Source organism: Lactococcus sp. KTH0-1S (genome assembly GCF_052544945.1).
Window position 1 is genome coordinate 1,095,481 of record NZ_CP195165.1, and the last position, 13,911, is coordinate 1,109,391.

The 13,911-nt window shown below is 35.6% G+C and carries 12 protein-coding genes; 11 read left to right on the plus strand and 1 reads right to left on the minus strand.

The window, feature by feature from the left end:
* The first annotated feature begins 7 nt into the window (after nt 1-7).
* Nucleotides 8-2,773, plus strand: a complete 2,766-nt coding sequence (locus tag ACRYLU_RS05420; protein ID WP_098403291.1) for a phosphatidylglycerol lysyltransferase domain-containing protein — start codon at nt 8-10, stop codon at nt 2,771-2,773.
* Nucleotides 2,760-3,389, plus strand: a complete 630-nt coding sequence (locus tag ACRYLU_RS05425) for a DUF998 domain-containing protein (protein WP_098403292.1) — start codon at nt 2,760-2,762, stop codon at nt 3,387-3,389. The genes ACRYLU_RS05420 and ACRYLU_RS05425 overlap by 14 nt, the downstream gene beginning before the upstream one ends.
* On the opposite strand, the gene ACRYLU_RS05430 is transcribed toward ACRYLU_RS05425, so the two are convergent.
* Nucleotides 3,334-4,110 carry a rhomboid-like protein gene (locus ACRYLU_RS05430; protein ID WP_038601164.1) on the minus strand — a complete coding sequence of 259 codons (777 nt, stop codon included), beginning with the start codon at nt 4,108-4,110 and terminating at the stop codon, nt 3,334-3,336. The genes ACRYLU_RS05425 and ACRYLU_RS05430 overlap by 56 nt on opposite strands.
* 153 nt (nt 4,111-4,263) lie before the next feature.
* Here ACRYLU_RS05430 and pcrA point away from each other — a divergent pair, with 153 nt between their 5' ends.
* The 9 genes from pcrA (at nt 4,264) to ACRYLU_RS05475 (ending at nt 13,840) form a co-directional block, all read left to right on the plus strand.
* The gene (gene pcrA / locus ACRYLU_RS05435; RefSeq protein WP_445081340.1) at nt 4,264-6,540 is read left to right on the plus strand and encodes a DNA helicase PcrA; all 2,277 of its coding nucleotides are present in this window, start codon (nt 4,264-4,266) and stop codon (nt 6,538-6,540) included.
* 18 nt (nt 6,541-6,558) lie between these two features.
* Nucleotides 6,559-7,026, plus strand: a complete 468-nt coding sequence (locus tag ACRYLU_RS05440) for an 8-oxo-dGTP diphosphatase (RefSeq protein ID WP_195362421.1) — start codon at nt 6,559-6,561, stop codon at nt 7,024-7,026.
* Nucleotides 7,027-7,072: 46 nt separating this feature from the next.
* A complete protein-coding gene (locus ACRYLU_RS05445; protein WP_033899458.1) occupies nt 7,073-7,645 on the plus strand; it encodes a DNA-3-methyladenine glycosylase I in 573 nt (190 codons plus the stop codon).
* A gap of 77 nt (nt 7,646-7,722) precedes the next feature.
* A complete protein-coding gene (locus ACRYLU_RS05450; protein WP_445081341.1) occupies nt 7,723-8,181 on the plus strand; it encodes a VOC family protein in 459 nt (152 codons plus the stop codon).
* Nucleotides 8,182-8,345: 164 nt separating this feature from the next.
* Nucleotides 8,346-9,854 (plus strand): flavocytochrome c, encoded by a 1,509-nt coding sequence (locus ACRYLU_RS05455; RefSeq protein WP_445081342.1) that lies wholly within the window; start codon nt 8,346-8,348, stop codon nt 9,852-9,854.
* 162 nt (nt 9,855-10,016) lie between these two features.
* A complete protein-coding gene (locus ACRYLU_RS05460; RefSeq protein WP_278216146.1) occupies nt 10,017-10,709 on the plus strand; it encodes a hypothetical protein in 693 nt (230 codons plus the stop codon).
* 139 nt (nt 10,710-10,848) lie between these two features.
* Nucleotides 10,849-11,838: a tRNA pseudouridine(55) synthase TruB gene (gene truB, locus ACRYLU_RS05465; RefSeq protein ID WP_445081343.1), complete on the plus strand. Its 990-nt coding sequence runs from the start codon at nt 10,849-10,851 to the stop codon at nt 11,836-11,838.
* Between the two features lie 30 nt (nt 11,839-11,868).
* Complete coding sequence (locus ACRYLU_RS05470) at nt 11,869-12,771, plus strand: bifunctional riboflavin kinase/FAD synthetase (protein ID WP_058205649.1); 903 nt, start codon at nt 11,869-11,871, stop codon at nt 12,769-12,771.
* A 97-nt stretch (nt 12,772-12,868) separates the two neighbouring features.
* Nucleotides 12,869-13,840 (plus strand): L-lactate dehydrogenase, encoded by a 972-nt coding sequence (locus ACRYLU_RS05475; RefSeq protein WP_278216143.1) that lies wholly within the window; start codon nt 12,869-12,871, stop codon nt 13,838-13,840.
* The last annotated feature ends 71 nt before the right edge of the window (nt 13,841-13,911 follow it).

A 13,911-nucleotide genomic window follows, 5' to 3' on the forward strand; every position in this document is an offset into this window, starting at 1 on the left:
GGAAGTTATGAAAAATAAAAAATCAGCTAAAGTTAAGCAAGATAAGGTAAAACAAAGATTAAAACGAGTAAAACCATGGCAGGATAAGTCTGCAAAACTTCTTGGGCATTTATTACAATTTGCCTCAATTTACGCTTTAATAGTTGGGATTGTCGGCTGGTTGATGCCTCCTGTTCAAAAACTATTATCCGGTTTCCTCTATCTTTTTGCCCTTCCTACCGATTTTAGTATTTTTAATGCAATTGTTCTATTTATTTTAGCAAGCTCAATTCGACACCGGAGAAGATTGGCCCTTTGGATAGAAATTATCTATTTCCAATTAGCTTTTGTTGCATTTGGTCTTATTTTCTTATTGGCCTATTTCTTTGGACTTGTGACCAAAGAAGCACTTGATATGTCACAATTTTCTATCTTCTCACTGTTATTTGTTATTCTGGGGGTAGTTGTTTCTCTTGCGACAGCGATATTAATGATTCTATCTCGTAATGCTTTTCCAACAAAAATTGTGAATGGTACTTGGTGGAAAGGTATAATTATTGCAGCTGTAGGATTTGTCTGCTCTATCATTGGTGGAGTGATCGTTTCATTTTTAACTTTCCATGGTTCTGTATCTTTAGCTCAAAGAATTGCTTACGTTTTTAGAGAATCTGTCAGTGATTTCCGTTATCTTCTTCCTTTTGGTCAGGAAATTTTCCCATATAGTTCAGGGAATAATATTTGGGTAAGTAGTACAATTTCAGTCATTATGCTTCTTGGTTTTATTAGTGCATTTCTCAGTTTTACGCGCTCTACTCAAAAAGAACTTTCGGCAAATGCGAAACAAGAACTAGCAATCCGTCAGCTAATTCTAGATTATGGTGATAATGACTCGCTTGCTTACTTTGCGACTCGCAGAGATAAAAAAGCTATCTTTTCTAAAAATAAAAAAGCTGCCATCACTTATCATCTTTTTGGAGATGTTTTGTTAGCCAGCGGCGACCCAATCGGAGATGAAAAATCATGGAAAAGTGCGGGAGAAGCATTTCTCAACCTTGCACGAGCACAGGGCTGGACACCAGGCGTTATCGGCTCCTCTGAAGCAGGAGCAAAAATGTATGCTCAATTAGGGCTGAACGCAACTGTATTCGGGGATGAAGCGGTCGTTATCGTTCGTGACTTTTCTATTGAAAATCCAGCCATGCATGATGTGGCACAAGTTATGCGTCGTGCAAAAAGAGAAAACTATCAAGTCAAGATTCGTCGCCAGGCTGAAATTCCTACTCCAGAACTTAGTAATTTAACCAAATTAACAGAACAATGGCGAAATGGTGATGAACGTGGTTATTCAATGGCTTCAAGTCGATTTGGTGATCCAACAGACCAACAATTAATGATTGTAACAGCATCCGATGCTGCTGGAAAAGTTCAAGGAATTTTATCCTTCGTTCCAGTGGGGTCAGATAAACTGTCACTTGATACGATGAGACGTTCCCCTGAGGCAATGAATGGAGCTGTCACTTTCATGATTAGTAGTTTGATAGAAGCAGCTAAAGAAAAAGAGATAAGTGAAATTAGTTTAAATTTCGCGGCAGCACGGCAATTCTTCATTAACGGAGAAACATTGCAAGCCAATGCCTTAGATAAAGCGGCACGAACAGTAATGAAATTCTTTTCGCGTTGGTACCAATTGGAATCACTTTATCGTTCAAATGATATTTACTTGCCAGAATGGCGAACGCGTTATATTTGTTATGATAATGGCGGTTCTCTTACTTCAGTTCTTTTTGCAATTGGCCAAGCTGAAGGATTTGTTCCGACGAATATCTTTTCTAAAATCAAAAGTTTCTTTTCACGAGATTATGACCCTAGAACAGAAAATGGCTGGTGGAAAAAATCAGATTTCATCAAAAAGGTTCATCGGCTTGAAGAAAATAAACGATTGGAATTATTGAATGAAACTGGTCATGATGACAGTTATCTAAAAAAATTAAATGATCTTAGAGAAAATGGCATTCCGCCATTTAGTCTTCCCGATAGCGAAACAGAATCAGTAGAAACTCTTAGAAATAAATTTGAATCAGTTGACGAATTTGATGAAAAAGAATATAGCATTCATGGGAAATTAATTAGTTTGCGTGGCCGAGGCGCAATGCAATTTGCAGATTTGGTAGATAATCAAGCAAAAATTCAATTGGTTATAAAACGTGACACTCTTAATGAATATGCTGAATTAGAAAATCGTTTAGAAAATTTTGCAATATGGAAAAAAGATGTGACCGTTGGTGATAGAGTATTGGTTAAAGGAAATCTGATGCGCACGCAAACAGGTGAATTGAGTTTACGGGTTAACTCATGGAAAATGCTTTCAAAAACCCTAAGAGAACTGACAGATATCGAAAAAATAGACCATACAAAATTTATTGAACGGACAGAATATTTATCAAGAATTAGAAGAGATTTGCTATCAAACAGATTTGTTGAAGTAGATAAGCAGGATTATTTGGCATTGGCTGCGGGATATGATAAGGTATTTTCTATTCAGAATTCAAAAGTAACAGTTTTATGGGCTTATCAATCAATTGAATCCTTAAAGAACCTTCTTAGTAATCTACTTGAAGATGAAATTCTAATGGATTTATCAGAAGTTTTTCCAGACCCTGAAGCTAATGAAGATGCTTTGCCAGAGTTAAAAAGAGCGCTCAGTTATGGTTTGCCTGCTTTTGCAATGGCAGAGTTCTATTTACCAACTGAAGCAGCTGATTTAGGAGTAGATTCAGAAAATGAAAAAAAGTAATTACTTAATCATTATTGCTATTTGTGCTGCCTTATTGTACAATGCTTGGATTCTTGCATTTTGGTTAAATCCAACAGTAGTTAACTCAAGTCTATTGAGTGGACTTTCTGCACTTAATCAACCTTATCATCAATTATTCACCTTAACAGATATTCTTTTCGCTTGTTTTTCTTTGATACTTGCGTGGGGACTTTTTAAACAAAATGAAAGAGAAGACAAACGTCTTCTCATAATTTTTCTTTCAATTGCGGGATTTGGTGCAGCAACAGGCTTAGCTACACTTTTTCCTTATGCTGATATTGCTCACAGTGAGGGAATTCCCAATCCCCTTAAAGCACCTGAACTCTTTTTACATGACGGATTGAGCGTTTTAGCCTTATTATTTATTCTTACAGGAGTGATTTTTTCACTTTCAGTTTATCGAAATAAATTTGTTTTGCTTTTGGTCATTGCTTTTGTAATTACAACTTTACTTTCTTTCATTGCGGGTGCAATCCCTCAGTTAGTAGGCCCTCTGGGTCAGCAGATTAATGGGGTACTTGCTGGTGTATGGTTAGTCTTTATTTGTTGGAGAGTTCTGAACGGCACTTCAAAAGAAGTTCGTAAGGAGAACTGACCGTACGCACAGGTGATAATTTAAGGAGTAATCTAGCAGAGATAAAGCCAAAGATAGTTGCGAATAAATGTCCTGTGTCCCAAATGCTGTGATCAATAAATAAAGGAAGTAAAATGAAAAGACCAATGGCTACTAAACCAATATAGTGTAGCCATTTTTTCATCAAGAGAATAGCAGCAGCACATCCAGCAACCATAATATATGAAACACCAACATCAGTTGCCATTGCTAAAGAACTGGGAGCACGTCCGCTATTTATTGCCCAAAGTTCAAGAAAAATAGTAGTGAGACTGGCTAAAATATGACCGGATAATGTAATGACAATCATTCTTGGTGAACCATATTTTCGTTCTGCCCAAGCAATAATCGTCCAAAAAATGGCTACATAAATGAGGAGACCTGCTCCATTATCCGCAACCCAAAAAGCACTATCAAAAAAAGTAGAAATTGGCTTATCAGATACCCGAGCTATACTTGTTGAAGAATGATTCGTTAAAATATTAATCAGGTGTTCTGGTGCAGTTCTTTGAACTAGTGTAAAAGCGCAAAAAATGGCGGTATAGGTAAATGTTGCAGGTGCTGACTGAAGCCATTTTGAAAGAAAATGAGTATAGACAGATAATTTTCGAACCTCATCATGAATTTTAGGAGAAAAATGGGCTAAAAACTTAAAAAAATACCAAAGACAGCATAAAATTAGTACAGTTGATAAAAAAATCATTTAATTTTTTCCTTTTCCTTTTATTATATCATTAATGTTTTATGAGTGGGGGCTATTTTGATACTTTATAAGCACGGTTAAGAAAAAAGGAAACTCGCATTAAGTGATTTACTTATGATATAATTAATAATGATTTGCAGCTAGGAGAATAAAATGAATCCACTATTACAAGGAATGAACGAAAAACAAGCAGAAGCGGTCCAAACTACGGAAGGGCCTTTATTGATTATGGCAGGAGCTGGTTCGGGTAAGACTCGTGTCTTAACTCATCGAATTGCTTACTTAATTGATGAAAAAATGGTTAATCCTTGGAATATTTTAGCGATTACCTTTACAAATAAAGCGGCAAAAGAAATGCGGGAGCGTGCTTTATCACTTACTCCAAGAGCACAAGATACATTAATTGCGACCTTTCACTCAATGTGTGTAAGAATTTTGAGACGTGATGCCGACCATATTGGTTATAATCGTAATTTTACAATTATAGATCCAGGGGACCAAAAATCGTTGATGAAACGAATTTTGAAAGAAGCTAATTTAGATCCAAAAAAATGGGAACCCAAAGGGCTTTTAAATGCGATTTCAAATGCTAAAAATGATTTATTAGATGAATCAGCTTATGAAGCTCAAACAAGCGCTAGACATCCATATGAAATGGTTGTTGCGCGTGTTTATAAGATTTACCAAAAAGAATTACGAAAAGCAGAATCAATGGATTTTGATGATTTAATCATGCAGACGTTGCGCCTTTTTGATGAAAATCCGGATGTCCTTTCTTACTATCAAGGAAAATTTCAATATATTCATGTTGATGAGTATCAAGATACCAACCATGCACAATATCAGTTGGTTAAACTTTTAGCCAGTCGTTTTCAAAATATCTGTGTCGTTGGGGATGCTGACCAATCAATCTATGGTTGGCGCGGAGCAGATATGCAAAATATCTTAGACTTTGAAAAGGATTATCCAAAAGCTAAAGTTGTTTTGCTTGAAGAAAATTACCGCTCAACAAAAACAATTCTTGATGCGGCAAACAATGTCATAAAAAATAATTTAAAACGTCGACCAAAAGAACTCTGGACGCAAAATGATGCTGGAGATAAGATTGTTTATTTCCGCGCTGGAAATGAACAAGAAGAAGCAAATAAGGTTTCTGAAATTATCACATCAGGCATTCGTTCCGGACGTTCTTACGCTGACTATGCTGTGCTTTATCGGACTAATGCTCAGTCTCGGACAATTGAAGATTCTTTTGTTAAATCTAATATTCCCTATACAATGGTTGCGGGAACTAAATTCTACTCACGTAAGGAAATTCGAGATGTTATTGCTTATTTAAATGTAGTAGCAAATCCAGCAGATAATATGAGTTTTGAACGAATTGTTAATGAACCTAAACGAGGAGTCGGTCCGGGGGCATTAGAAAAATTACGTCGTTTTGCTGACAGTCGTGGACTTTCTTTAGCAGATTCAAGTTTTGATATTATGTTATCCGATATTCGTGGAAAAGCGGCTGGTGAGATTTATAATTTGGCAATGGTCTTTGATTTGTTGAGAACCCATAGTGAAAGTTCAACAATCACAGAATTAGTTGAAGAAATGTTAGAGCGTACTGGCTATGTCAAAGCTTTGCAAATGATGCCAAGTATCGAAAATCAAGCACGAATTGAAAATATTGAAGAATTCTTGTCAGTAACTAAAGGGTTTGATGAAAAATCAGAAATTCCTCTAGATGAAGAAACGGGAGAGCCAATTATTGAAACTGGTTTAGATAAGTTGAGCCGTTTCCTTAACGAAGTTAGTTTGCTTTCTGAAACAGATGCTTATGAGGAAGAATCTGACCAAGTAACAATGATGACCCTGCATGCAGCAAAAGGTTTGGAATTTCCAATCGTTTTCTTAATTGGAATGGAAGAAAACATTTTTCCTTTATCACGGGTAAATGAAGATATTGATGAGTTGGAAGAAGAACGTCGTTTGGCTTATGTTGGAATTACACGAGCAGAAGAAACGCTCTACTTAATGAATGCCAATCAACGTGTGCTTTATGGTAAAACGAATTATAATCGTCCCAGCCGTTTTATTTCGGAAATTGCTGATGAATTACTAGAATATGCTGGGATTGCTCGTAAAGCAAATTCAAGCTTCAATGCTTCTTATAAATCTGGTGGTTTTGCCAGTGGGATTTCGATGTCAGATGCGCTTCATCAAAGAAAAGCAGTCATTAATCCAACTGTAGCTCAAGCGACGATTAATAATTCTGAAACAGAAGATTGGCAAATTGGCGATACAGCGATTCACCGTAAATGGGGCGAAGGTATGGTATTAGGAATTTCTGGTTCTGGTAAAAATATGGAACTCAAGATTAATTTCCCAGAAGTTGGAATGAAACGTTTATTAGCAGCAATGGCTCCAATTGAGAAAAAATAGAAAAAGTAGTGAAAAACAATGACTTATCATGAGTTAGAACAAGTTGAATTGACAAATATGTGTGCCATTATTGACGAAAAAAACCATAAAGTTCTTGTTCAAGAGCGGAAAAAATCATGGACTGGAATTGCTTTTCCCGGAGGACATTTGGAAAAAGGTGAAGCTCTTATTCCGTCAACAATAAGAGAGATTAAGGAAGAAACCGGTCTTAATATCACAAATTTAAAACTTTGTGGAGTTAAGGATTGGTTTGAACCTAAGAAGAACAGAAGATATATGGTTTTTCTTTATTCAACAACAGAATTCTCTGGTCAATTGATTAATGAAACGGATGAAGGGAAAGTTTTCTGGCAAGATATTAATCAATTAGCAAATTTGAATCTTGCAAGTAGTTTTCTTGAAATGGCAGACATGATGCTTCACTCAACTTACTCAGAATTTGTTTATGAGATTGATGGAGAGCATTGGGAAAAGAAATTTTATTGATTTTGCATAATAACTATTATGTAAAGTGATTGGATTGAGGTAGGAAATGACTGAATTAAGAAGATGTAATTGGTGTTTGTCAACTGATAAAATGATTCATTATCATGATACTTATTGGGGAGTCCCTTTACATAATGATCAGGAACTTTTTGCAAAATTGGTCCTTGATTTAAATCAAGCAGGTCTTTCTTGGGCAACAATATTAAATAAACAAGAAAATTTTTATGAAGCTTTTGATAATTTTGAAATTGAAAAAGTAGCAGTATATGACGAGAATAAAGAACAAGAACTTTTACAAAATGCGGGAATTATCAGAAATAAATTAAAGGTTAAAGCTGCGATTGTTAATGCTCAAAAAGTTTTAGAAATTCAAAAAGAATTTGGCTCCTTTAATAAGTACATCTGGTCATTTACTGACGGAAAAGTTTTACAGCATCAAGTTAATGATGAGTCAGAAATTCCAGCAACAAATGAACTTTCTGACAAAATGAGTAAAGATATGAAGAAACGTGGTTTTAAATTTACAGGTTCAACGGTTATCTATGCTTTCTTGCAAGCTGTAGGAGTGATTAATGACCACGCAGATTATTGTTATAGACAAGCAGAATTAATGGATTGAAGCGCTTTCTTGTGGTAAACTGGTTATAATATTAAAGTTGTAATTACTATAAAATTTTATCAGAAAAGGAGCTTACTATGGCTAATATTCACCCTTATCTTGCTTTTAATAATACGAAGGAAGCATTGGATTATTATAAAGATGTTCTTGGAGCGACAAATATTTCACGACTGCCTCTGGCTGAAGAACAAGCTGAACAATTTGGAGTTCCAATCGAGAAGGCTTCCGATTTAACAATGCATTCTCAATTTGACATTCTAGGTTCAACCATTATGGCTGCGGACAATTTTATGAAAGTTGATCCTCTTGTTTATGATTCCATTTCAATTTTAATTGATTTAGATTCGGAAGACGGACAAGCGGTCTCACAAGCAGATGCTTTTTGGAACAAGGCTGTTGAATCGGGGGCAGTCACTGTTAATTTACCTTTTGAAAATCAATTCTGGGGTGGAAAAATGGGTGATTTTACTGACAAGTACGGAGTGCGTTGGATGCTACATGCTCAGCCTTATTCTAAGTTACAATCGAACTCATAAATCTTTATAAGTAAAAATGGAAAGTACTGACGATTCTGTCAGTACTTTTTGTGATTTATTCTGAAAATATTTTTAATGACAGCTAAAAATTTTATAGATATTTGGAAAGTTGCTATAAATTTGTTATAATAACTATGTGAATTTTAACACAAAAGGAGTAATTTATGAAAATTTGGACTAAACTAGGCTTGCTAACGCTTGTGGGCCTCTCTTTGACTTCTTGTGGGAGTAATACAAAGAATACAAAAGGACAATCAAGTTCGTCTCAGAAAGTTGAAACCTCGGCTGGTGCAAGTAAATCAAACATCTATGCTGACCCTTCTACTTTAAGTGATAAATACGATGTGATTATTGTTGGTTCTGGTGGAGCTGGAATGACTGCTGCAATTGAAGCAAAAGATGCTGGAATGAATCCAGTCATTTTAGAAAAAATGCCAATCGCTGGCGGAAATACTTCAAAAGCCTCAGCTGGTTTGAACGCATCAGAAACATCAGTTGAAAAAGCACAAGGTGTCGCTGATTCAAATGATAAATTTTATGAAGAAACGCTCAAAGGTGGCGGCGGTACGAATGACAAGGCACTCCTTCGTTATTTTGTTGACCACTCGGCTGGTGCTGTTGATTGGTTAAATACAAATGGAATTGTTTTAGATAATTTAACTACGACAGGGGGAATGTCAGTTTCAAGAACTCACCGACCACATGATGGTTCAGCAGTTGGTGGTTATTTGGTAAAAGGTCTTGAAGAAAATATAACCAAACGAAATATTCCCTTATTTATAAACAGTGATATTACCAAAATTACTGAAAAAGATGGTAAAGTATCTGGAGTTAAAGTTAAGATTGAGGGAGAAACTAAAGATATTTCTTCTAAAGCAGTCGTTGTTACAACAGGTGGATTCGGTGCCAATAAGAAAATGATTGCAAAATATCGTCCTGACCTTAAAGATTATGTGACAACAAATGCCGCTGGTTCAACTGGTGACGGAATTACTATGATTTCAGAACTTGGTGGGCAATTAGTTGACATGGATAAAATTCAAATTCATCCAACTGTATTCCAAAAAACAGGTTATCTTGTTTCAGAATCAATTCGTGGTGAAGGGGCGATTCTTGTAAATCAAAAAGGAAAACGTTTCTTTAACGAAATGGATACTCGTGATAAAGTTTCTGCTGCTGAACTTAAACAACCAGGAAAATATTCTTATGTTATTTTTGGAGAAGGAACTAAAGATAAAGTAAAAGCGGTTGAACAGTATATGTCTAAAGATATGGTCGTTGAAGCTGACAGTATCAAAGGACTTGCTGACAAGCTCGATATTAATGAAAAAACATTGACTTCAACAATTGATGGTTGGAACAAAGCTGTATCAACTAAAAAAGATGAAGACTTTGGTCGTACAACAGGAATGACTACTGAAATATCAGGTAAGTATTATGCCATTAAAGTGGCTCCAGGAATTCACCATACAATGGCTGGGGTAAAAATTAATACAAATACTCAAGTCTTGAAAAAAGATGGTAGTCCAATTCAAGGATTATATGCTGCTGGAGAAGTTACAGGTGGCCTCCATGGTGGTAACCGCATTGGTGGTAACGCTGTTGCTGATATTGTTATCTTTGGACGACAAGCTGGAACTCAATCTGCGGCCTATGCTAAAACAATCGATTAATTATATAAATGACTAATCAGAAAAGTTACTGACGGAGTATTTGTCAGTAACTTTTTGTATTATTAAGATTGATTAAAGGTAAATTCTTTGAAATAGATAAGAAATTTAAGTATAATTTAATTATAAAAAAAGTATTTTTCAAGCTTATTAAGGAGGCTTTTTATGGCAAAACATTCAAAACCGAGTTCAAAAAACAGCAAAAAAGTCATTGCAATTGCCAGTTTGTCAGTCATTTTAGTAGTTGCTCTCGGAATCATTGCTTATCAAGTTTTTTATCCTCATAAAACTTCTGATAAGTCAGCCTCTTTTGCGCAAACAAGCTCGACAAAAGTAAGTAAGAGTACAAGTAGTAAGTTACAAAGCGCTAGTACAACGAGTGATTCAACTCAAGAATCAACTTCCGCTTCAAGTAGTTCAAAAACTTCAGCGTCTTCAAGTGCTGACTCTCCAAAAAGTTGGTCAGCTCTAACTGGAAAGCAGCAAGATGCGGTTTATGCTCAATGGGTTAATAATGCTCAAGGTAAATTTGATGTTTATACTGGAGAATCTTACTTAACTTATCTTGTTAATGTAGGTTCAAATGGTGTATCAACATATTCTGATCCTGTCAATGTTATCCAAAATACAGCACGTATTCAACAAAATGCTGATGGAACCTATTATTTACAAGTTCCTGATCCAACCCAGACAGGTTTAAGAATGGCACAGGATCCATGGCCAATGGTTAAATGGCAAACTAAAGAAACACTGACAGGTGCGCAACTTATAGCTAAATATGGTTCTGACGCTTCGCTCAATAGTGGTAGTACACAAATCAAATCAATAAATGCCACAAAAGTTCCAACAGGAAATTAGGTATAATAAAAGATTGACTTTGGTCAGTCTTTTTTAGTCAGAGAAATTATTGACATTCTGTCAGTAATTTTTTTATGGAAAGGACCAATCATAAAGACTGTAAGTGATTTTTTAGTCAAAAAATGCTATAATTTTCAGGATGAATGAAAATTTAAATGGCATTTTAAATGTCTATAAAGAAGCGGGTTGGACATCTTTTGATGTTGTTTCCAAACTTCGTGGTATTTTAAAAACAAAAAAAATTGGACATGGTGGAACTTTAGACCCTTCTGTGACAGGCGTTTTACCAGTGGCCGTTGGAAAATCGACGCGGTTATTAGAATACATGGAAGCGGCAGGTAAAATTTACGAAGGTGAAGTTACGATTGGTTTTTCAACGGAAACCGAAGATGCTGACGGGGAAGTTGTCAGTAAAACGCCAGTGGAACGAGAGCTGACAGAGTCTGAAATTGACTCAGTAATGAAAAATTTTATTGGAAAAATAAAGCAAATTCCTCCAATGTATTCAGCCGTAAAAATTAACGGAAAAAAATTGTATGAATATGCCAGAGCTGGTCAGACAGTTGACCGTCCGGCAAGAGAGATTACAATCAAATCATTTGTCAGAACAAGTCCCGTGATGACTGATGAAGCGGCAGGTTTGGTAAGATTTTCTTTCAAAGTTGAGTGCAGCAAAGGAACCTATGTCCGAACATTAGCAGTAGATTTAGCAAAGCAACTTGGTTATGCAGGACATATGTCAAAATTGCAAAGAACAGCAAGTAATGGACTGATGATTAAAGATGCCGTCAAACTCTCAGAAATTGAAGCAGCAATGGAGGCAGGAGTGCTTTCTAGCTTAATGTACCCAGCAGAATATGCTGTCAGTGATTTGCCAAGAGTAATTTTGACTGCTGACCAGTTTGAAATGGCACGAGTTGGAAAAAAATTTGCTGAGGATGATTGGGTTACAGATGAAACTACTGACAGCCCTGTCAGTAAGTCTAATAAAAGTGAATTTTTACTGACAGACTTGTCAGAACTGACAAGAGATAAATTTGCAGCCTTTTATGATGATAAATTAGTTGCTGTTTACATGAAACATCCAGAAAAAGCAGGAATTTGGAAACCAAATAAAGTATTGGTTTAATTCTTAGCAATATGAGCCAAAGTGAGAAAAATGGAAATATTAGAATTTAATGATGAACTAAAATTTGATGAAGAACTTATCCTTGTCCTCGGTTATTTTGATGGATTACACCGAGGACATCAAAGTCTTTTTACAGAAGCTAAAAAAATTGCGGCGGTATTGAATTTAAAAATAGCTGTTTTTACCTTTCCGGAAAAACCAACATTAACCTTCAACAAATTTGAGCCTGAAATGCTTTTGAAATTAACTTCAGATGAAAAACGAGCAGAGCTTTTTGCTGAAAATGGAGTAGATTACCTTGTATTTAAAGATTTCACTTCTAATTTTGCTCATCAAACTTCAACTGAATTCGCAAAAAGTGTCGTCAAAAGATTTAATCCCAAAGTGGTGATTACAGGATTTGATTATACGACAGGTTCTGATATGAAAAATCTTGAATCAACGGAAGACTACCGTGTGGTCATCATGCCGGAAAAAGCGGATGAACATGGAAAAATTTCATCGACACGGATTAGAAAAGCAGTTGAAGAAGGTGATATTGCACAAGCAAATGAACTTTTAGGTTATTCTTATGAAACAAGTGGCCTTGTTGTTCATGGTTTTGCTCGCGGAAGACAATTGGGCTATCCAACAGCAAATCTAGTAATTAAAGATTACGTTCATTTGCCAGCTGTTGGAGTTTATACCTGTGATGTCATTTTTGCTGGAGAACGTCATCGTGGCTTTGCTTCAATTGGATATAATGATACTTTTAACGGGACTGAAAAAACAGTTGAAGTTCATATTTTTGATTTTAATGGAGATATTTATGGTGAAAAATTGACTGTTTTATGGCTAGATAAAATTCGCGATATGATTAAATTTGATGGGATAGATCAGTTAATTAAACAAATGAAAGAAGATGAGCAAATTGCTCGTGATTTCAAAGCGTAAATAGACTGTAAGTAAATTAGGAAAAGAGATTTGGAAGGGGAGTAGAAAAACAACGCGAGTCAAAATGACATTCGCTGTTTTTTTATGATGAAAAGAGATGAAAATTAATAACAAAAAAGTTGTAATTGTTGGAGCTGGAGCCGTAGGGAGTACTTATGCTCATAATTTAGTGGTTGATGATTTAGCAGACGAAATTGCAATAATAAATACCAACAAAAGTAAAGCTTCAGCCAACAGTTTGGACTTGCTTCATGCGCTTCCTTATTTAAATGCAGCTCCTAAAAATATTTATGCTGCTGATTATTCAGATGTTTCTGATGCAGATATTGTTGTTTTGTCTGCCAATGCTCCGTCAGCAACTTTCGGAAAAAATCCAGATCGCCTACAGTTATTAGAAAATAATGTCGAAATGATTCGTGATATAACTCGTAAAACAATGGATGCAGGTTTTGATGGTATTTTCTTGGTCGCATCAAATCCAGTTGATGTCCTTGCCCAAGTTGTTGCAGAAGTATCTGGCTTGCCTAAACATCGTGTGATAGGAACAGGAACGCTTTTAGAAACTAGTCGGATGCGCCAAATCGTTGCTGAAAAACTCCAAATTAATCCTAAAAGTATTCATGGATATGTTTTAGCTGAGCATGGGAAATCAAGTTTTGCCGCTTGGTCAAATGCGACAGTCGGTGCGATTCCATTAACAACGTGGCTCAAAAAATATCCTAATCCAGAGTTTCCAACCTTCGATGAAATTGACCAAGAAATTCGTGAAGTAGGTTTGGATATCTTTATGCAAAAGGGAAATACCTCTTACGGAATCGCTGCTTCATTAGCTCGTTTGACAAGAGCAATTTTTAGAAATGAAAGCGTGATTCTACCAGTTTCTGCCTATTTGACAGGAGAGTATGGCCAGTCCGATTTATATACAGGAAGTCCTGCAATCATTGATAGAACAGGTGTTCGAGCGGTCCTAGAGTTAGAATTATCTCAAGAAGAGCAAGAAAAATTTAAAGCTTCAACGGTTCTTCTTAAAGAGAATTTTGATTCAATTAAAGAAAAATGTACTTTGTAAATATAATAAAAAGAATAAATTCCTTTATTCTTTTTATTATACAAAACAATGAAATAATATTTCAAAATAAA